The organism is Clostridium sp. C1, from assembly GCF_018223625.1.
Taxonomy (GTDB): Bacteria; Bacillota_I; Bacilli_A; order Erysipelotrichales; family Coprobacillaceae; genus Allocoprobacillus.
The window spans coordinates 1,927,826-1,946,805 of the sequence record NZ_CP073631.1 but is presented as its reverse complement, the minus strand read 5'-3'; the positions used below and the strand labels follow the sequence as shown (position 1 = coordinate 1,946,805).

At 32.7% G+C, this 18,980-nt stretch carries 22 protein-coding genes; 18 read left to right on the top strand and 4 right to left on the bottom strand.

From position 1 onward, the window contains the following. Positions 1–68: 68 nt before the first annotated feature. From KEC48_RS10455 to KEC48_RS10445, 3 genes are read right to left on the bottom strand one after another with little or no spacing between them, the layout of a single operon-like run. Positions 69–335: a hypothetical protein gene (locus KEC48_RS10455; RefSeq protein ID WP_087936652.1), complete on the bottom strand. Its 267-nt coding sequence runs from the start codon at positions 333–335 to the stop codon at positions 69–71. After that, a complete protein-coding gene (locus tag KEC48_RS10450; RefSeq protein ID WP_211962173.1) occupies positions 256–1,653 on the bottom strand; it encodes a transposase in 1,398 nt (465 codons plus the stop codon). Before KEC48_RS10450 ends, KEC48_RS10455 begins: the two co-directional genes overlap by 80 nt. 7 nt (positions 1,654–1,660) lie before the next feature. After that, entirely contained in the window at positions 1,661–2,644 is a 984-nt protein-coding gene (locus tag KEC48_RS10445) for a transposase (protein ID WP_211962172.1), read from the bottom strand. Between the two features lie 181 nt (positions 2,645–2,825). On the opposite strand from KEC48_RS10445, the gene KEC48_RS10440 reads away from it, so the two are divergent. The 18 genes from KEC48_RS10440 to KEC48_RS10360 all read left to right on the top strand — a co-directional run bounded on the left by KEC48_RS10440 (position 2,826) and on the right by KEC48_RS10360 (position 18,122). After that, a complete protein-coding gene (locus tag KEC48_RS10440) occupies positions 2,826–3,107 on the top strand; it encodes a hypothetical protein (protein WP_087298203.1) in 282 nt (93 codons plus the stop codon). A gap of 458 nt (positions 3,108–3,565) precedes the next feature. Next, complete coding sequence (locus tag KEC48_RS10435) at positions 3,566–4,159, top strand: recombinase family protein (RefSeq protein ID WP_087357307.1); 594 nt, start codon at positions 3,566–3,568, stop codon at positions 4,157–4,159. Between the two features lie 42 nt (positions 4,160–4,201). Next, entirely contained in the window at positions 4,202–4,723 is a 522-nt protein-coding gene (locus KEC48_RS10430) for an isochorismatase family cysteine hydrolase (protein ID WP_087357308.1), read from the top strand. A gap of 127 nt (positions 4,724–4,850) precedes the next feature. Next, positions 4,851–5,063, top strand: a complete 213-nt coding sequence (locus tag KEC48_RS10425) for an iron-containing alcohol dehydrogenase (RefSeq protein ID WP_211962171.1) — start codon at positions 4,851–4,853, stop codon at positions 5,061–5,063. Next, positions 5,038–6,030, top strand: coding sequence for an iron-containing alcohol dehydrogenase (locus KEC48_RS10420; protein WP_211962170.1), 993 nt, complete (start codon positions 5,038–5,040; stop codon positions 6,028–6,030). The genes KEC48_RS10425 and KEC48_RS10420 overlap by 26 nt, the downstream gene beginning before the upstream one ends. 6 nt (positions 6,031–6,036) lie before the next feature. Then, positions 6,037–6,870 (top strand): SDR family oxidoreductase, encoded by an 834-nt coding sequence (locus KEC48_RS10415; protein ID WP_349291029.1) that lies wholly within the window; start codon positions 6,037–6,039, stop codon positions 6,868–6,870. 275 nt (positions 6,871–7,145) lie between these two features. Beyond that, positions 7,146–8,126, top strand: coding sequence for an aldo/keto reductase (locus KEC48_RS10410; protein WP_211962169.1), 981 nt, complete (start codon positions 7,146–7,148; stop codon positions 8,124–8,126). A gap of 196 nt (positions 8,127–8,322) precedes the next feature. Further along, a complete protein-coding gene (locus KEC48_RS16435; protein WP_349291028.1) occupies positions 8,323–8,688 on the top strand; it encodes an AAA family ATPase in 366 nt (121 codons plus the stop codon). A 64-nt stretch (positions 8,689–8,752) separates the two neighbouring features. Continuing rightward, positions 8,753–9,886, top strand: a complete 1,134-nt coding sequence (locus KEC48_RS10405) for an AAA family ATPase (protein WP_349291060.1) — start codon at positions 8,753–8,755, stop codon at positions 9,884–9,886. A 152-nt stretch (positions 9,887–10,038) separates the two neighbouring features. After that, the gene (locus KEC48_RS10400; RefSeq protein WP_249191349.1) at positions 10,039–10,908 is read left to right on the top strand and encodes a LysR family transcriptional regulator; all 870 of its coding nucleotides are present in this window, start codon (positions 10,039–10,041) and stop codon (positions 10,906–10,908) included. Between the two features lie 119 nt (positions 10,909–11,027). After that, positions 11,028–11,564, top strand: coding sequence for an NAD(P)H-dependent oxidoreductase (locus KEC48_RS10395; RefSeq protein ID WP_087357312.1), 537 nt, complete (start codon positions 11,028–11,030; stop codon positions 11,562–11,564). A 101-nt stretch (positions 11,565–11,665) separates the two neighbouring features. Further along, positions 11,666–12,430 carry a Cof-type HAD-IIB family hydrolase gene (locus tag KEC48_RS10390; RefSeq protein WP_211962167.1) on the top strand — a complete coding sequence of 255 codons (765 nt, stop codon included), beginning with the start codon at positions 11,666–11,668 and terminating at the stop codon, positions 12,428–12,430. 72 nt (positions 12,431–12,502) lie between these two features. Beyond that, complete coding sequence (locus tag KEC48_RS10385) at positions 12,503–13,423, top strand: DUF2232 domain-containing protein (protein WP_211962166.1); 921 nt, start codon at positions 12,503–12,505, stop codon at positions 13,421–13,423. Continuing rightward, positions 13,423–15,387, top strand: coding sequence for a DHH family phosphoesterase (locus tag KEC48_RS10380; RefSeq protein WP_087357315.1), 1,965 nt, complete (start codon positions 13,423–13,425; stop codon positions 15,385–15,387). Before KEC48_RS10385 ends, KEC48_RS10380 begins: the two co-directional genes overlap by 1 nt. Then, complete coding sequence (rplI, locus tag KEC48_RS10375) at positions 15,387–15,833, top strand: 50S ribosomal protein L9 (protein ID WP_087357316.1); 447 nt, start codon at positions 15,387–15,389, stop codon at positions 15,831–15,833. Before KEC48_RS10380 ends, rplI begins: the two co-directional genes overlap by 1 nt. A gap of 14 nt (positions 15,834–15,847) precedes the next feature. Further along, positions 15,848–17,218 (top strand): replicative DNA helicase, encoded by a 1,371-nt coding sequence (dnaB, locus tag KEC48_RS10370; RefSeq protein WP_205090309.1) that lies wholly within the window; start codon positions 15,848–15,850, stop codon positions 17,216–17,218. 68 nt (positions 17,219–17,286) lie between these two features. After that, a complete protein-coding gene (locus KEC48_RS10365) occupies positions 17,287–17,841 on the top strand; it encodes a GNAT family N-acetyltransferase (RefSeq protein WP_211962165.1) in 555 nt (184 codons plus the stop codon). Further along, entirely contained in the window at positions 17,841–18,122 is a 282-nt protein-coding gene (locus tag KEC48_RS10360; protein ID WP_087357319.1) for a hypothetical protein, read from the top strand. The genes KEC48_RS10365 and KEC48_RS10360 overlap by 1 nt, the downstream gene beginning before the upstream one ends. A gap of 51 nt (positions 18,123–18,173) precedes the next feature. Here KEC48_RS10360 and KEC48_RS10355 read toward each other — a convergent pair whose 3' ends face one another. Then, positions 18,174–18,911 (bottom strand): SDR family oxidoreductase, encoded by a 738-nt coding sequence (locus tag KEC48_RS10355; RefSeq protein WP_211962164.1) that lies wholly within the window; start codon positions 18,909–18,911, stop codon positions 18,174–18,176. Positions 18,912–18,980: the final 69 nt, after the last annotated feature.

The window sequence follows — 18,980 nt, the reverse complement described above, 5'->3', positions numbered from 1 at the left end:
AAGCAAAATAAAAAGTAATGCACCAGCATTACTCTATTTTTCTGCATGCAAAAACGTAACCAGATATATCATTTCTTGACCTGGTGCATTGTTCCTTTTCCACATTTCATGCAGATGCATGACAGTTCATCATCTCCATCAGCCTCCGCTATTTCACTTAATATGTATCCGTCAAGTTCCATTTCACATCCGCATCTGTCACATTTCATAAGTACCTTATCTGACTCATATGTGTCATCATGGAGAAGCATTTCATCAACTTCTTCTGGCGTTAATGGTTTGACTTCTGAGATATTTTGATGTGTAGATGCATCTTTCTTTGTACGGGATGTCATTCTTCCGTCCTCCTTCAAAGGGATTATATGTTTCAGCATAATTCATGATCATTCCACATCTGCATTTGATGGGATCCCTCTGAAATGATTGTATCATAAAATAACGGAAATGTGTCTTCTGGATTTGAATTTTTGCGATGGCCTGTCTTTCCTTCTTGTACTGTGTTTCCTTTTTCTGCTTATGAGCCAGAAGCTCAGCCATTCTATTGTAATGTCTGGTCGACCTGTTGGAATAGAATCCATAGTAGCGAGTCATCTTGAAGTTTTCATCCGGACAGTGTCTGATGACTTTTTGGATGAATCTCTCAACTCTTTCAGTGACATCGATTCTTTTGTCATCCTCATGACGATTATAGAACCAATGAATCATTTTGGTCGTGTCATTATATTCTACAATTCTGCTTTCTGCCATGACAGGTCTGTTGGTATAGCGTGTTATATATGCGACGGTATCATCAACATCATCTTCGCTCTGGTCTTTTTTTGGTTCTTTGGCATAGACATAGAAACCGTCGGGATAGTTTTTATAAAGGTAATTTTTAAGTGCATGGAATTGTCTTGTGTTGATTTTCCTGTCAAGAAGGTCAAGGATCTGAAACATCCAGGTTTTTCTGAGCTTATTGAAATCCATATAGGCAAGGCTTTTGATGCAGTCCTTCCTGAGATTGAGGGCATCCTGACAGACAAGCATGTGGATATGAGGATTGAATTCAAGGGGTCTGCCAAAAGTATGAAGGGTAGAGATGGCACCAAAAACAACATTATCCTTTGTATCCTTATAGAGATAGGGGGAAGAGGATTTTCGGAGCTTTCTGTGTTTTTCGAGTCTTTTGTTTTTTCTGAATTTAGCATCGTTGGCAAGAGCGCTGATGGTATTTCTGGAAGCGATGAATAAAAGGTCGAGGAGAGAACGATCTCTGATGAAATAATCACGGAGCTCTTGGGCGACAGTAAAAACGATATGGCGATGCTTGCAGGAGAAAGTCATGGCAGAGATGGAAATGGAACGCTGTTTAGCTGATTTAGCGGCACACTTAGAGCAGAACCTGGATTTGCAGGTATGAGGGATGGTCGTTTCAAAACCGCAGTCAGGACATTCATACGTATCAAAACCAAGATAGACGGAACCACAGAGGATAGTATCGAGAATATTCTTATAAGTCACATCACGCATTCTATTGTCATTGTAAAGCTTAGTAATATAATCGATATTATCAAAAAAAATATAACCAAAAGATTCTTTAGTATTCTTTCTTATATAAGAAGATAAGACAGCAGAATCGTATAAAAGAGTATCAGGAGTAGAGAGATCAATCATAAGAACATCACCTAAGATGATTATACAATACAAAAAAGCGATAATCATCAAAGATGATTAATCGCCATGGACAAAATTTATTTTGTCCTTTTTTTATGTCTAGCATCTTCTCTATCTGTTCTATCTTCTTTTTTAGCTGTCTTTTTTTACCATTGATCATTGAAAGCAGAATGTTGACATCATGTATGATTTCATGTAGCTGTGCTATGTTGACAACATACTGTCTATTTGACTCTTTCATTTCAAGTGAACGGTTCAACTCTTTTCTCATGATTCCTGCAATATTATGAAACAGTACCTTTGCATATATATCATTTCGTGCAACATCACCATCACTGCTTATATGCCTTTCTATCTCCTGGCCTGTTTTGAGTGTCTTGTATGAAACTTCGATATCCCATCTATATGTATATAGCTCAATGATTTCCTGAGCAGAGAATTCCTCTCCTAGGTTGGTAAAGAAAATAAGCTCTTTCTGACACGCCTCTCCATGATTGTTGATATATTCAATTCTTCTTTTAATGACCCTGATTTTCATGACTGGATTATTTTCTCTCAATTCCATGGCTTCAGGTGAAAATCGGAATCTCCTTCTCCATTTTTCATCAATTTCCACCTCAATCCATTCATCATCAGATTTCATGAGCGCAACCTGCTTCTTATAGAAATTGCTTTTTCCTCTGATGATATAATGATAATCAATACACTCAAGGTGGGATATGATTTCGGCTGATCCATAATATCTGTCAGCAAGATAAATGACATCCTTTCCCTTGAATATACTTTGACTTCGATAGAGATGAGAAAACGCAAGAGGCAATTCTGAATATGGTGCAGGCCTAAGGGAAAAATCTATAAACAGACCATTAAGGACATCATAGAGTCCTCCGGCCTTGGACTGGACTTTTTTGACATCGAACATGTCAATGATATGTTGATTCTCCACAAAATGAAAATCATAGATATTATAGACATTGTATGGGATTTCCATATAGGTCCCATCTTCTGCAATCAGGAAATATCCTCTATATTTTTAGGGAGCGACGATGTATAATAGATGGCTGAAAATCGATTGATGAGATATGAAAAACATTTGGATTCAGCTTTCTAATGGCCTTGTTGAGAGCCTGCTTGCTTATTCTCTTCTCAAATCGATCTATGGAAGAATAAAAATGAGAGAGTTCAGCATTGGTTGTGGTTCTGTTTCTGAAGATGAAGTAATAGATGAGCGAATAGAAATTCATATTTCTATTTCTGGTAAAGTCCTGTGTTCTCTTGCGACAGAGTCTGTTTGTGATATCAGAATGAATGATAGCATTAAACTCACTGAAGATAGCAGCCAGCTGAGAAGACTTAACTACATTATTCATCATCATAGACAAGACGAGGCTTTTTCTTGGCGAAAGCAGCCTTCAGAAAAGGAACGGATTCCTCATCAACCTGCCCAAAGTTGATAAGGACACGATGTTTAGGAACGCCAGAAGAATCACGATAGGATTCAACGAGTGCGCAAAAACAGGTATTTTTCTTACCCTTATTATTTTTGATAACTCTAACGAACATAGAAGCACCTTCTTTCTTAACTACATTATACAACAAAAGTAAAGGAAATAAGATAATAAATAGATAATTATACTTAACTACAAGTAAAAAAAGACACTCTTTTATTTCCAAAAAAATAAAAAAGAGCCAACTTACTAAGTTGACTCCATTGGGCAAGATGATTCTTGTCTTTTTTTTAATATGAGATAAGTTTTGGTTTATGGGGGATGTTTTTATTCAAGAATATATTTAAGTAAGTCACAAAAATGATGTTTTGCTTTTGAAGTGTTACTTTGACGTGACATTAATCAAAGATTTCTATCTTTTTTGTATACTGTTATTTAACTCATAATGTGAAGGAGGAGATAATATGAATTATGGGTATATAAGAGTATCATCTAAGGATCAATGTGAAGATCGTCAATTGATGGCATTAAAACAATATGATATTTGTCACAAAAATATATATGTGGATAAAATCAGTGGAAAGAGTTTTAATCGACCACAGTATAAACGATTAATGAAAAAATTGAAAAAAGGAGATGTGCTTATGATTTTATCTATTGATAGATTAGGTAGAAATTATGATGAAATACAAAATCAATGGCGAATCATTACAAAAATAAAACAGGCAGATATTGTTGTTTTGGATATGCCATTATTAGATACGAGGCAAAAAAATGAAAATGATCTAACCGGTGTTTTTATTGCTGATATGGTTCTTCAAATCCTGGCTTATGTTGCTCAAATTGAAAGAGAAAACATCAAACAACGACAAAAAGAAGGGATTTGTGCAGCTAGACAAAGAGGTGTTGTTTTTGGTAGACCACGTAAAGATGTACCAGAGAATTTTTGGGATATCAGAAATAAATGGCAAGAAAATGAAATATCTTCTAGACAAGCAGCCAGAGCATTAGGTATTGCTCAAAGTACTTTTTTAAGATGGGTTGAAGAAATTTTATAATCGTTATAAATATGATATAATAGGAAATTAAGGAGGGGTCATATGAAAAAGACAATAATTGTTGTGGATATGCAAAACGATTTTGTGACAGGAAGTTTAGGAACAAAAGAAGCTTGTAAAACAGTTCCTGTAATTGAAAAACTGTTAAAAGAAAATCAAGAAAATCAAATTATCTTTACCCAAGACACACATCATGAGGATTATCTTTCAACGAGTGAAGGAAAAATGTTACCTGTTGAACATTGTATGAAAGGAACAAAAGGATGGGAAATTATCCCAGAATTAAAAGAATGGACACATCAAGCTATAATGGTGGAAAAACCTACATTTGGAAGTTTAAAATTACCTCAACTTATATCTCAGAATCAACCAGAACAAATCGTTCTTGTAGGTGTTTGCAGCGATATATGTGTGATTTCTAATGCTTTGATTTTAAAAGCATATTTCCCTGAAACGCCTATCATCGTTTATGAAAATGCTTGTGCAGGAGTCACACCAGATAAACATCAGGCAGCCATTGAAACAATGAAAAGCTGTCAAATTGATGTTCAAACTTATTTATAGACATATTTTGAAATGGCTAAAGTCATTTCTTTTTTTATAAGTAAAACTTATGGATTGGATTAGAAATTGAAATTGTTACAAAATGATAAAAATCATACAATAAGCATAACAAAGGAGGAAGCATTTTATGAACGATTTTATTTTTCAAAATACAACAAAAGTTTACTTTGGTCAAAATCAATTAAAACATTTACACGAAGAAGTTTTACGTTTTGGTGATAAGATTTTAATTGCTCATGGTGGAGAATTTATTAAGAATTCTTCATTATATAGTCGAGTGATCAATGAACTTCAATCACATCATATTACTGTATATGAATTGGGGGGCAGTAGAGCCTAACCCTAGACATACAACAGTCAATCGTGGTGTGAAAATCTGTAAAGAAAATGGGATTCCAACTGTATTAGCTATAGGTGGTGGTTCGACCATTGATTGTTGTAAAGCTATTGCAGCAACAACTTTATCAAAGACCGACAATATTTGGGATTTAGTAGAAGGTAAAGAATGGAATCAAGCCTTAGCTGTCATAGCCATGCCAACAATAGCTTCAACAGGCAGTGAAATGGACAAATCATGTGTCATTGCCAATGTTGAATTAGGAGTCAAGAAGGGGATTCATGGTGAAGCTATTAGACCAAAAGTTGCCTTTTTGGATCCAACGAATACAATGACAGTTCCACCATTTCAAACAGCTTGTGGGGGATTTGATATTATGGCTCATATGTTAGATATGAATTATTTTGTAAATGCTCAAAAATATCCATTACAGTTCAATGTTGTTGAAACATTACTTAAAACAGTCAGACAACAGTTACCGATTGCTGTTCAAGAACCAGAAAATTATGAAGCAAGAGCAACGATGTTGTGGGCAGCAAGTTGGTCATTAAATAGTTTTTGTACTTCTGGATTTCAAACGCAACCCTCTTTACATACTTTAGAACAGTTTTCAGCAACTTATGATATGACTCATGGTTTAGCTCTAGCAATTATTATGCCACAATGGATGAAATATTTATTGGATAGAGATGAAACAGTCATTGATGATTTTGCAAGATTTGGTGTTAATGTGATGGGTATTGAAGCAAGTGACAATAAAAAGATTGATGCTTATCAGACGATTAAGGCTCTACAATCTTTTGTTCAAGATGAACTAGGATTGCCTATGTTTTTATCACAATTGAAGATAGATGATACAAAATTTAAAGAAATGGCAGTCAAAGCTTGTGGTGGTCAAGAAATAATATCTCGAGCATATCGACCATTAACACAAGAAGATTGTTTCAATATTTATAAAATGTGCTTATAGGAGGTAGTGAAATTGAAAAATGTGATGATTGTTACAGGTGCAGGACAAATCAGTATGGCTATCGCCAGAAGAATGGGCTATGGTCAAAAGATTATTATGGGAGATAAAAATATCAACAATGCAAAAGCTATCGCAGAAGTTATGAATAAGGCAGGATTTGATGTTATTCCTTTTGAAATGGATTTAGCTTCTAGAAAATCTATATTAGATATGATAGATGAAGCTAAGAAATATGGACCTATAACAATGCTAATCAATGGGGCAGGTGTTTCACCAAGTCAGGCATCTATTGAAATGATTTTAAAAGTTGATTTATATGGAACAGCTGTTTTATTAGAAGAAGTTGGGAAAGTGATTGAGCCCGGAGGTGTCGGAGTAACAATTTCTTCGCAGTCCGGACATCGTATGGAGCAATTAGGTGAATATAAAGATCGATTGTTGGCGATGACTCCAACAGAAGAATTATTGCAATTGGATTTTTTGCAACCACATCAAATAAAAGATACTTTACATGCATACCAACTTGCAAAAAGGTGTAATGAAAAAAGAGTAATGGCTGAATCCGTCATTTGGGGTCAAAAAAGAGCCAGAATTAATTCTATTTCACCGGGCATTATTGTGACACCGTTAGCTATTGATGAATTCAATGGACCAAGAGGTGATTTTTATAAAAATATGTTTGCTTCATGTCCAGCCAAACGACCGGGCACAGCAGATGAAGTTGCCAATGTGGCGGAACTTCTTATGAGTCCACAGGGTGCTTTTATAACAGGTTCAGATTTTTTGATTGATGGTGGAGCAACAGCAAGTTATTTTTATGGTTCATTACAATCAAAGTAAAAGATATTTATTTTATGATATAGATGATTTGACTATTCTTTTTCGTTATAGCAGATTTCTATATTGATATTGTACAAAAAGAATAAGAATCATTAAAATGAATGATGGAAGAAAGATAAAACATTCTATAAGTTTAAAAATGAAAATGATAAAAAAATGATAGGAATGTGATGATACTTATTTGTGCTAGAGAACTTTTTGAAAAGACTATCAAAATGATAAATCAATTTCAATATATGAATAAAAGTGCTGATATATAAGAGGAGGTTTAAACAATGGAAAAAAGAAGATTAGGACAAACAGATATGTATGTTAATATGGTTGGACTTGGATGTATGGGACTATCTCATGCCAGTGGAACACCTGTTGCTAGAGAAGAAGCCATTCATATTTTACAGGAAGCACATCATATAGGTTATGATTTATATGATACAGCTGAATGTTATACGGGTATTTATCTTGATGGAAGTATTAGTCATAATGAAGAAATTGTTGGCGAAGCTGTGAAAAACTTTAGAGATGAGATTGTTCTGTGTACAAAATTTGGTGTAACACACAAAGGTAATCACTTAGAATTAGACAGTTCACCACAAAAGATTAGAGAATCTATCGAAGGATCATTAAAAAGATTGCAAACAAATTATATTGATATTTATTATCAACATAGAATTGATCCTCAAGTAGAACCAGAAATTGTTGCAGGTGTGATGAAAGAACTCATTCAAGAAGGAAAAATCAAAGCTTGGGGAATTAGTGAAGTGAATGAAGACTATTTAAGAAGGGCACATGCTATCTGTCCAGTGACTGTTATTCAAAATAGATATTCAATGATGGCTAGATGGCATGAACATTTAATAAATGTTTGTCAAGAATTAGGAATCACATATATTGCTTTTTCGCCATTAGCTAATGGTGCATTAACAGGAGCTTATCATTCTCAAGCAGATTTTAAAGATGATAAGCAGGATTTTAGAAGAAATATGCCACAATATAGTGAAACAGGTATGATAAAAACAAATCAATTGTTAAAAATAGTAAGTGAGCTTGCTAAAAAATATAACGCTACAAATGCTCAAATATCTTTAGCGTGGATGTTGTCTAAATTCGATAATCTTATTCCTATTCCGGGTTCTAGAAAAATAGACAGACTAGCATCAAATTTTGCGGCTGGAAACATTCATCTTTCTTATGAAGATATCGAAATAATTGATTATCAATTAGAACATATGGAATTTGAAGTTTTTGGTGGACATTAAATCATAGAGAGTTATAACATCAATTCATTTTATAAAAATATAATAAATAGAGAGTATGATTTCATATTCTCTATTATTTTTCTAAAAAAATAAAATTCACAGACAAAGCATAATTATCATAAACAATTAGCAACATATATAGTCATGGTATTTTATTTATGCAAATGGTATAATAAAACAAGAAAGGGTGATAAGCATGGGAATCTATTTAAATCCAACCAATCAAAATTTTTATGAAGCAGTCAATAAGGAAATATATGTTGACAAGTCATTGCTTATTCAACATATTGAATATTTAAGAAATAAGATCAATAAATATATTTGTGTATCAAGACCAAGACGTTTTGGAAAGAGTACAGATGCTAATATGCTTGTTGCCTATTACTCTAAAGGTTGTGATTCTCATCATATTTTTGATTCACTCAAAATCAGTCAAACTGATTATTATTTAGAACATCTTAACCAGCATCATGTCATTCATATTAATATGCAAAGCTTTTTAAGCAATACACACAATATTGATAAAATGATCCAATTACTAACAATAAGAATTTTTAAATGAGCTCAAACAGGAATATTCGGTCACTTTCTTTGATGAAACAAATCTTTCATTATCTCTAGAAGATATCTACGTATCCACAAAAGATCAATTTATTTTTATCATAGATGAATGGGATTGTATATTTAGAGAATATGTTCAAGATAAAGAAGCACAAAAACAATATCTTGATTTCTTAAGAAACCTATTGAAAGATCATCCATATGTAGAACTTGCTTATATGACAGGGATATTGCCTATTAAAAAATATGGCACACACAGTGCCTTAAATATGTTTAAGGAAATATCCATGTTGAATGCAACACCTTTAGAATCTTTTATGGGATTTACTGAACAGGAAGTTTATGATTTATGCTTAAAATACAATATGGATTATAATGAGATGAAACAATGGTATGATGGCTATCGCATGTCCAATGATATTTCTGTCTACAATCATCGCTCTGTTGTTTATGCTCTTATGGACAGAAAGTATGAAAACTATTGGACATCAACAGAAACTTATGAAGCCCTGCAAGTTTATATAGATATGAACTTTGATGACTTGAAAGATAATATCGTTCAATTATTGTCAGGAGAGAGTGTAGATGTTAATACAAGCAAGTTCCAAAATGATATGACAACGTTCAAGTCAAAGGATGATGTCTTAACACTTCTAATACATCTTGGATATCTGGGATATAATAATTCAGATCATACCTGCTATATTCCTAACAAAGAAGTATCAACAAGCTTTATTGATTCCATAGAAGATTCAAACTGGGAAGAAACGACAAAGGCATTATTAAATAGTCGTGAATTATTAGAGGCAACATGGAGAAAAGATGAAGAAGCCGTTGCAAGATATATCGAAGAAGCCCATCTCAACACAGCAATACTAACTTACAACAATGAAAATGCTTTGTCATATACACTTGCTTTAGCATATATCTATGCCAAAAATCATTACACAATGATAAGAGAAATGCCTACTGGAAAAGGTTTTGCGGATGTTGTTTTGATTCCATATCGAGATAAGCCAGCTATGATTATAGAGCTGAAATGGAATCAAGAAGTCAAGACAGCGATAGATCAGATCAAAGAAAAGAAATATCCAAAAGGATTAGAGAAGTATAAAGATAACTTACTGATTGTTGGAATCAGTTATGACAAGAAAACAAAGAAACATACATGTCATATAGAAGAAATGAAGGCTCGTTAAAAAGTGAGCCTTTTGTGAGTTTTCATTTATTCTCAAATGTGAAAAATGAACTTAGAAAATATTGGATAAAAGATGAAATATTGGTCAGTTGTTTGATAAAGTCTTTTTTGATAAAATGAAATTAGAGGTGAGAAATGATGCTACTGAAACAAATGAAGTATTTTATTACAATTGCAGAATGTGGAAGTTTTACAGAAGCTGCTATACAGTGCTATATTTCTCAATCTGCAATTTCTCAACAAATCCGATCATTAGAAGCTGATTTACAAGTACAATTGTTGATAAGGCAAAAAAGGCATATTGAATTAACGGAAGCAGGAAAATATTTTTATCGTCATGCGAAAGCTATTTTAAAAGAAGTAGAACACATAACTGAAGAAACAAAAAGATTAGGAGAAGATCATGAATTAGCTTTAAGAATTGGATATCCTAAAAACTTTAGTTTGCATGAACTTCAACAAGCGATTACTCAGTTTTATGATTTATATTCAGAAGTTAAGATTTCTATTGTGAGTGGGACACATGAAGAATTGTATGAACTTTTATTACAAGGAAAAATAGATTTAAAAGTCAGTGAACAAAGAAGAACCTATAATCAAGATTATTATAATGATGAACTAAAATATAGTGAATCATATGTGGAAATAGCATCTGTTCATCCTATGGCTAAAAAACCAATACTAACAACAGAAGATTTAAAATCTATGTCATGTATATTGGTTGTATCTAAAGGTTATGAACAATCAGAAAAGAATTTTTATGAAAAGGATTTAGGTTTATCACATCAATTTTTATATGTGGATTCTTTGGAACAGGCACGTTTGATGGTGGTAGGGAATCGAGGATATTTACCAATTGATGTGATGGGGCATATGGATATACCTGTAAAAGGTATCAAAAGGATTCCACTTTATAAAAATGGAAAACCAATTCAAAGGAATTATTTTGTATGCTGGAATAAAAGGAATACAAATTATTATATTGAGGAATTTGCCGAAATATTGAAAAATATTTTTAATTAATAGAAGATTGCTCAGAAATTGGTTTTTATTATACCTAAAAGGTATTGCTAGAGATAAAATATAAGTATTAGACATAGGTTGGATACAGGGCTATGATAATGATGAGGGGTGAAATGAATATGAAAATATTGATCATAAAAGGAAGTCCTCATATCAAAGGTTCTTCCAATCTTCTAACAAGTCAATTTATAAAAGGGGTTCAAGAAAATCATCATGAGGTTACAGAATTTGATGTTGCACATCATCATATAGCGCCTTGTTTAGGATGTGAACATTGTGGCATGGATGGACCTTGTGTACAAAAAGATGATATGAATGAATTAAAGGAATTGATGTTAAGTCATGATGTGATTGTTTTTGTATCGCCATTATATTATTTTGGTATTTCTGCACAGTTAAAAGCCGCTATCGATCGTATTTATAGTTTTACAATGAAATTATCCTCAATGCATAAAAAGACAGTTTTTATTTGTGCCGCATGGAATAGTTCAAAGAGAACAATGGATGCTGTGGAAGCACATTATCAGGCATTGGTTGATTACATGCATTTTGAAGATTTAGGTATGATTCTCGCTACTGGCTGTGGAACACCGTCTATGACATCACATTCTGCTTTTATGAAACAGGCATATGAATTAGGAAAAAGTATTGATTAAGACTCTTGAAATCATCAGAGTCTTTTCTTTATAATAAAATAAATGGTAAGGATAATGAGAATGATTTTTAATCAAGTTCAACGCAGAAAGAAGGAATGGTTATGCAAAAGATATTTTTCTTTGATATTGATGGGACATTAGCTATTCATGGGGTTATCCCTGAAAGTAATTTAAAAGCATTACAATTATTGAAAGAACGTGGCTATTATACATTTATTTGTACAGGAAGATCGCCTTTCTATGCACAAAATCTGTTTGCCAATCTTGTGGATGGGTTGATTACATGTAATGGCAGATATATTTTATATCATCATCAAAAATTACATGGTGAGGCATTTTCAAAGGAAGAATTATATGATTATCAGGAGAAAATAAAAAAATTAGAAGCTGGAGCTATGTTTGTGTCTGATAATGTTGCAGTGCCTTATTTATTAGATGAAAAGCAGATACAAGAAATACAAAAAGAATATGGAAAACAACATATTCAATTGTTACCAAAGGAATTATCTTTCTATACGTTTGATTTGTTTTATGATAGTCTTTCAAAAAGGGATGAACTGATTGAGGCTTTTCAAAAAGAACTTGTAATTAATGATCATGGTGGACATGGTTCATGTGATTGTTCTACTATTGGTTTTGATAAAGGTGACGGAATTGCATATCTTTTAAATCATTTTCATATTGATAAAGCAGATGCCTATGCTTTTGGTGATGGTTATAATGATCAGGCAATGTTTAGAGAAGTAGGTCATGCCATTGCAATGGGGAATGCAGTAGAAGAATTAAAACAAAAAGCGACATATATTACCGATTCTATTGATTGTGATGGGATTATGAAAGCTTTAATCCATGAAGGAATAGCATAAAGTTATTCCTTTTTGCATAAATGATTTCTTTTATGCTATAATAGCGATACTTGAAAAGAAAGGATCATCCATATGGGAAATATTAAAATAAAAAAGATGGTGCAAGGTGCTATGCTATCAGCAATCTTCGGCGCTTTATCGATTTTTAATACGTATACAGGAAGTTTATTAGATATATTTATTTGTTATGCTATGGTTATACCTCTTGTATGGTATAGCTATCATTATTCCTTACAGGATAGTTTGATAGTCGCTTTTGTATCTATGCTTATTATTATCATAACTGGTTTACCTTTTTTTGCAATTTCAGCCTTTTCATCTTGTCTGATTGGTTTGTTTTTAGGACAAGCTTTAAAGCGTCACGCTTCTCGAGGCGCTTTGTTGTTAGGTACTTTATTTTTAACTTTTTTAAACAATGTTTTGCTTTATGAAGTTTTTGCCGGTTTATTAGGAATGGATTTAATAGCGGAAATGAAAGAAATGTATATTATGATGCAAGATATAATCCCCTCTTTATCACAAAGTATTTCCTTGACTTCTTTTCTTTCTTTAGCACCTTTACTACTATTAATCATGTCAATATTAGAAATGTATGTTATTCTTCTTTTTTGTCAAATGGTTTTATCACGATTGGATATTTCTTTTCCATCTTCATTTCATATTGCATATATGCATATCAATAGAATAATAGGGTGGCTTGTCTTATTTTTGTGGATATTCAGTTATTGTTTGCAAAATATTTTTCATTTCCATTTTTTATATTTCACATATATTCAATTAATGAGTTCATTGGTGTTTGCAGTAGAAGGCATTGCTTTTTTATCTTGGTTATTGATTTTATATCAAAAACCACGTGGTATTATTTTAGTTATGCTTGGTTTTTTAATACCATTTGTTTTACCGGTTTATATTGTCATAGGAATCATAGATATATTTAGTGATTTAAGAGAAAAACTATTGTATAATAAACATAATAGACAAGGAGGGGTATAATGACAAGAAAAATGATACAGATTAGAAATCTCATTATGGCCATACTGGTTGGAGAATGTGCTTTATTATTTGGATTATATCTTTTGTTGAATACTTCAATCTTGTTGACGTTTAGTGTGTATGCTTTAATTAAAAATATAATTATTTTTACTATTATTGTTTATATATCTTATATATTAGAAAATAATCATTTAAGTGTAGAAGAAGTTTTAAATAAGGATGCTAAAAATGCTTTTCTTTTTGGTGGGATTGCTTTAATTCAATATGATGAAAATAGAAATATTGTATGGACGAGTGATTTATTAAAGGCTATGAATATTAATGTTGTGGGGGTAAAGTTATTAGAATGGCAACCTCATTTAGCTAGTCTTTTTGATGATGAAGATGTTAAAGTCATTGATATTAAGGGGAAGAAATTTGAAGCCTATAATAGCCAAGAAACAAAATTGATTTATTTAAAAGATGTCACACAACTGTTATCGTTGCAACAGGATTATTTAGATCAACAAGTCTGTATGGCCTACATTACCATAGATAATTATGAAGAAACATTAGAAAATGCAGATGAACCAAAGATGGCTTTAATACAATCACGTTCTCGTCAAGTGATTGTCGATTGGGCTTATTCTAATGGGATTATTATTAGACGTTTTAAATCTGGTGGATATCTGGCTTTCTTTAATGAACGTATTTATCGTAAACAAGTTGAAAATAAGTTTGCAATTTTAGATACTTTTAAAGAAATGTCTAAGGAATTAGATGAAGTCATGACTTTGAGTATTGGAATTGGGAAAGATTCCCGTGTTTTAAGAGAACTGGATGAAATGGCTTCTGCTGCTTTAAACTTAACTTATTCACGTGGTGGTGATCAAGTTGCGATTAAATCGGGTGAAGATAAGAAAGTGAGATTTTTTGGTGGTAACAGTGATACATTTGAAAAGAGCAGTAAGGTTCGTGCCAGAGTTATTGCTCAATCTTTAGCTGGACTGATTAAAAATGCTGGACAAGTTCTTGTGATGGGACATAAAAATTCTGATTTAGATTCTTTTGGGGCTTCGATTGGTGTAGCTAAAATTGCGATGGCATATGGGAAAAAGACAAATGTGATTATTGATTTTGATTCGATTGAAAAGAAAACAAAAGAAGTTGCTGTGATGGTAAAGGCTGATCAACGTTATAAAGGATTATTAATATCAGCTAATGAAGCAATGGAAAATATTAATAAAAATACTTTATTGATTGTGGTAGATAATCATAAATCAAGTTTAGCTCTTTCTAAACCTTTGCTTGATCGTGTAAAAAATAAGGTCATTATTGATCATCATCGTCGAGGAGAAGAATTTATTGAGGCTCCCGTATTAACATATCTGGAACCGGCTTCTTCTAGTACCGTAGAATTAGTGATTGAGCTTTGTGATTATCAGAATGTGGATTTGAAAATCAATGAGCTAGATGCTACAATAATGTATGCAGGTATGCTTGTTGATACCAACAATTTTAAACAGCGTGTCGGTGTTAGAACATTCCAATCAGCGGCTCATTTAAAAGAGCTACAGGCGAATGTTCCAATGGCTTATGAGTTTATTAAAGACTCTTATCAAGAAACCTTGCAACGTTTATCTATTACGCAAACTGCTTATCAATTTAATCCTCAAATCTTAATTGCCTGTGGACAGGAAAGTGAGGAATACACACGTAGTTTACTGGCAAAATCAAGTAATGCACTATTGGAGATTAGTGGGATTAAAGCAAGTTTTTCGATTGGAAAGGTATCAAAAACAACGGTGGCCATTAGTGCTAGAAGTACAAAAGATATTAATGTACAAGTGATTATGGAAGCAATGGATGGTGGAGGTCATTTTAGTATGGCTGCGGCTCAATTTGAAGATCAGTCCATTGAACAAGTGCGATTGTTATTGGAAGAAAAAATACAGGAATATTTAGATGATAGAGGTGAAGCATAATGAAAGTGATTTTATTACAGGATGTTAAAAAATTAGGAAAGAAAAATGATATTGTGAAGGTGGCAGATGGATATGGTCAAAATTATTTGATTAAAAATCATTTAGCCATTTTAGCAACTGAACATGGAAAAGAAATGGTTGCTCAAACAAAAGAAAAAGAAAGATTACAGGAATTAGAAAATAAGAAAAATGCTGAAGCATTAAAAGAAAAGATTGAAAGTTTGACTTTGGAATTTCAATTATCTTCTGGTAAAGATGGAAAAACTTTTGGAAGTATTTCAACAAAAAATGTGGTTGAAGAATTATCTAAAAAATATGATATTAAGGTGGATAAGAGAAAATTTATTAATGCTAGACCAATTCAGGCATTAGGTTATACAAATTTAAAGATTGAATTATATAAAGGTGTTATTGCAACTATTAAGGTACATTTATCTGAAAAATAAGGAGGAATCATATAATGGCTAGAGAATATCCCCATGATCTTGTGGCTGAAAGATCGTTATTAGGTTCTATGTTAATATCAAGTGATATATGTCAAAATATTTTATCTCTAGCTTCAAAGGATGATTTTTATTTGGATAGTCATCGTATTATTTTTGAGGCTATGCAAAACATTTATAATGAAAATAAGCCGGTTGATGTAACGACAGTCACGTCTTATCTGATAGATAAAAAATTATTGGATAAAACAGGTGGAGTGGAATACTTACTGGAATTAAGTGAATCAGTTCCAACTACGGCTCATAGTGAACATTATTTGAGAACACTAAATGAAAAATCTTTATTGAGAAGACTGATTAAAGAGTCAACACAAATCATTGAAAGAGCCTATGATGATGTAGGCAATATTAATGATTTTATTGGAGAAGTTGAAAAAGATTTTTTAAATGTCACAAGAGATCGTAATGCTGGAGAATTTCAAAATGTAAAATCTGTGATTCAAAAAGTGACTGATCGTTTGGTGATGTTACAAAAAGCAGATGGAAAAATATCTGGTGTTAAAACTGGATATTATGATTTGGATAAATTGACATCGGGTTTTCAAAAAGGTGACTTAATTATCTTGGCTGCCCGTCCATCCGTTGGAAAAACAGCTTTTGCTTTAAATGTGGCTTATAATGTATCTTATAAATCAGATGAAGCAGTGGCTATCTTTTCATTGGAAATGCCTGCTGAACAGTTAATTCAGCGTATTATTTGTTCTGCCGGAAGCTTAAAGGCTGAATCTTTGCGTTCAGGTTCTATTTTAAAAGAAAGTAGTGAAAGATATTATGCAGCGGCAGATAAGGTATCGAAATGTAACCTATATATTGATGATACACCCGGTATTCGTGTTGGAGAAATTGCTGCCAAATGTCGTCGTTTAAAAAGAGAACAGGGCTTAAAGATGATTGTCATTGACTATTTGCAGTTGATTTCTGGACCAGCGAATAGTCGTGAATCTAGACAACAGGAAGTTTCTGATATTTCAAGACAGTTAAAAATGATTGCCAGAGAGCTGGAAGTTCCAGTATTGGCTTTAAGTCAGTTATCACGTTCAGTTGAAAAACGTGATAATAAAAGACCGGTTTTATCAGACTTAAGAGAATCTGGAGCTATTGAACAGGATGCTGATATTGTTTCTTTTATTCATCGTGAAGATTATCAAGATCCAAAGAAAGAAGCAGAAACACAAGGAGCAACAGATATTATTATTGCTAAACATCGTAATGGGGCATTGGCTGATATACGATTGGTTTTCTTGAAACAATTTAGTAAATTTGCTAATCCTGCTAGAGCTGACCAACAGATTAACCCATTGGAAGGTGTTAAAGATTTAAGAACATAAATATTTGACAAAATGAAGGAGTTTTGACTCCTTTTATTTAAAAATGATTTTATAAAGGAGGAACGCTTATGATTTTCACAACCAAAAGGTTAATTCTTAGACCGTGGGAAGAAAGTGATGCGCAAAGTCTTTTTCGATATGCCAGTGATCCTGATGTTGGACCGATTGCAGGATGGCCACCCCATCAAAGTGTGGAACAAAGTTTAGATGTGATACGTCATGTTTTTAATGGTGATGAATGTTATGCGATTTGCAAAAGGAATAGTCATGAAGCTATTGGGGCTATAGAACTAAAACTCAATGGGCATACAGATATGACTGAACGTGATGATGAATGTGAGCTTGGATACTGGCTGGCCAAACCCTATTGGGGAAGAGGCTATATGCCTGAAGCTGGTAGAGAATTGATTCGACATGCCTTTGAAGATTTAGATATGAAGACTATCTGGTGTGGGTATTATGATGGAAATACGAAATCTTTAAGAGTACAAGAAAAGCTAGGATTTATTTATCATCATAGTTGTGATGAAGTGCCTGTGCCTTTGTTGAATGAAGTAAGAATTGGTCATACAAATTATATGACAAAAGAATCTTGGGAAAAGGTGAAAGAAGGGAATTCATAATGTTATTTCCTTTTGAAGATGCACCCAATACAGCAACGCTGATCTGTTGTCATATTCTTGATCAAAATGCTTCCATTTTATATGTTTTTCATGATGAAGATGATGGAATGTGGCAATTTTTATGTGATCAACAACATAGTAGTAATGAGGCAAGGTTAGTTTCTCTTGAATATGTATTCCATTTAGATCCTTCCATTGCAGCTTTAAAAGATATGCCCTGTGGCTATTATGCACAAAGAAAGTCAAAATACGAGAATTGGATCATAAGTAAAAAATCATGATATGAAAGACAAAATAAAAACACACCTGCGGGTGTGTTTTCAATATATCATTTATCCTTCAAATGTAGGACGGATAACTAAATCAGAAACATCAACACCATCTGGTTGAGAAATCGCATATAGGACAGCATTCGCAATTGTTTCTGGTTGAAGTCCAAATTGTTCATAAAATCCTTCGACCATCTTCTTATGATTATTTTCAACGACATGATTTAATAATTCTGTCTTGATAGCTCCAGGATAAATTGTTGTTGTACGAATATTTTTACCTTCCTGATTTGTTTCACTGTTAAAAGATTGTAACATCACTTTGACAAAATGCTTTGTTCCACAATAGACTGCATTTCCTGGAACCAATGTCGTTCCTGCTCTTGATGAGGTAATAATGATATGTCCAGAATTTTGCTGATAGAATTCTGGAATAATAGCGTACATGGAATTGAGGACACCTTTGATGTTGATATCAACCATATCCATCCATCCTTTGAGATCTAATTCAGACATATTTCCAGCTGGCATAATACCTGCATTTGCAAATAAGACATCGACCTTTCCAAATTTTTCTTTAGCTAATTTTACAATAGCTTTCATATCTTCTATATTTGTTACATCCGATTTTAAATAAATAGCACTATCACCTAATTCATTAGCTAATTTTTCTAAACGTTCTTCTCTTCTGCCACTTAATACAACTTTAGCGCCATGCTTTGCTAAAACTCTAGCTGTGGCTTCACCAATACCAGAAGTGGCTCCTGTAATGATAATGACTTTGTTTTCTACATTTTCCATTTGATTTTCCTCCTTTTGACAACATCATTTTATCAAAGAGATTAATAAAAAAATAATTGTTAGAAATCA

What these genes read in the sequence shown, in the direction of transcription:
- KEC48_RS10455 (WP_087936652.1), bottom strand. Translation starts at nt 335, where the DNA reads ATGACATCCCGTACAAAGAAAGATGCATCTACACATCAAAATATCTCA.
- KEC48_RS10450 (WP_211962173.1), bottom strand. Translation starts at nt 1,653, where the DNA reads ATGATTGATCTCTCTACTCCTGATACTCTTTTATACGATTCTGCTGTC.
- KEC48_RS10445 (WP_211962172.1), bottom strand. Translation starts at nt 2,644, where the DNA reads ATGGAAATCCCATACAATGTCTATAATATCTATGATTTTCATTTTGTG.
- KEC48_RS10440 (WP_087298203.1), top strand. Translation starts at nt 2,826, where the DNA reads ATGAGAGAGTTCAGCATTGGTTGTGGTTCTGTTTCTGAAGATGAAGTA.
- KEC48_RS10435 (WP_087357307.1), top strand. Translation starts at nt 3,566, where the DNA reads ATGAATTATGGGTATATAAGAGTATCATCTAAGGATCAATGTGAAGAT.
- KEC48_RS10430 (WP_087357308.1), top strand. Translation starts at nt 4,202, where the DNA reads ATGAAAAAGACAATAATTGTTGTGGATATGCAAAACGATTTTGTGACA.
- KEC48_RS10425 (WP_211962171.1), top strand. Translation starts at nt 4,851, where the DNA reads ATGAACGATTTTATTTTTCAAAATACAACAAAAGTTTACTTTGGTCAA.
- KEC48_RS10420 (WP_211962170.1), top strand. Translation starts at nt 5,038, where the DNA reads ATGAATTGGGGGGCAGTAGAGCCTAACCCTAGACATACAACAGTCAAT.
- KEC48_RS10410 (WP_211962169.1), top strand. Translation starts at nt 7,146, where the DNA reads ATGGAAAAAAGAAGATTAGGACAAACAGATATGTATGTTAATATGGTT.
- KEC48_RS16435 (WP_349291028.1), top strand. Translation starts at nt 8,323, where the DNA reads ATGGGAATCTATTTAAATCCAACCAATCAAAATTTTTATGAAGCAGTC.
- KEC48_RS10400 (WP_249191349.1), top strand. Translation starts at nt 10,039, where the DNA reads ATGAAGTATTTTATTACAATTGCAGAATGTGGAAGTTTTACAGAAGCT.
- KEC48_RS10395 (WP_087357312.1), top strand. Translation starts at nt 11,028, where the DNA reads ATGAAAATATTGATCATAAAAGGAAGTCCTCATATCAAAGGTTCTTCC.
- KEC48_RS10390 (WP_211962167.1), top strand. Translation starts at nt 11,666, where the DNA reads ATGCAAAAGATATTTTTCTTTGATATTGATGGGACATTAGCTATTCAT.
- KEC48_RS10385 (WP_211962166.1), top strand. Translation starts at nt 12,503, where the DNA reads ATGGGAAATATTAAAATAAAAAAGATGGTGCAAGGTGCTATGCTATCA.
- KEC48_RS10380 (WP_087357315.1), top strand. Translation starts at nt 13,423, where the DNA reads ATGACAAGAAAAATGATACAGATTAGAAATCTCATTATGGCCATACTG.
- rplI (WP_087357316.1), top strand. Translation starts at nt 15,387, where the DNA reads ATGAAAGTGATTTTATTACAGGATGTTAAAAAATTAGGAAAGAAAAAT.
- dnaB (WP_205090309.1), top strand. Translation starts at nt 15,848, where the DNA reads ATGGCTAGAGAATATCCCCATGATCTTGTGGCTGAAAGATCGTTATTA.
- KEC48_RS10365 (WP_211962165.1), top strand. Translation starts at nt 17,287, where the DNA reads ATGATTTTCACAACCAAAAGGTTAATTCTTAGACCGTGGGAAGAAAGT.
- KEC48_RS10360 (WP_087357319.1), top strand. Translation starts at nt 17,841, where the DNA reads ATGTTATTTCCTTTTGAAGATGCACCCAATACAGCAACGCTGATCTGT.
- KEC48_RS10355 (WP_211962164.1), bottom strand. Translation starts at nt 18,911, where the DNA reads ATGGAAAATGTAGAAAACAAAGTCATTATCATTACAGGAGCCACTTCT.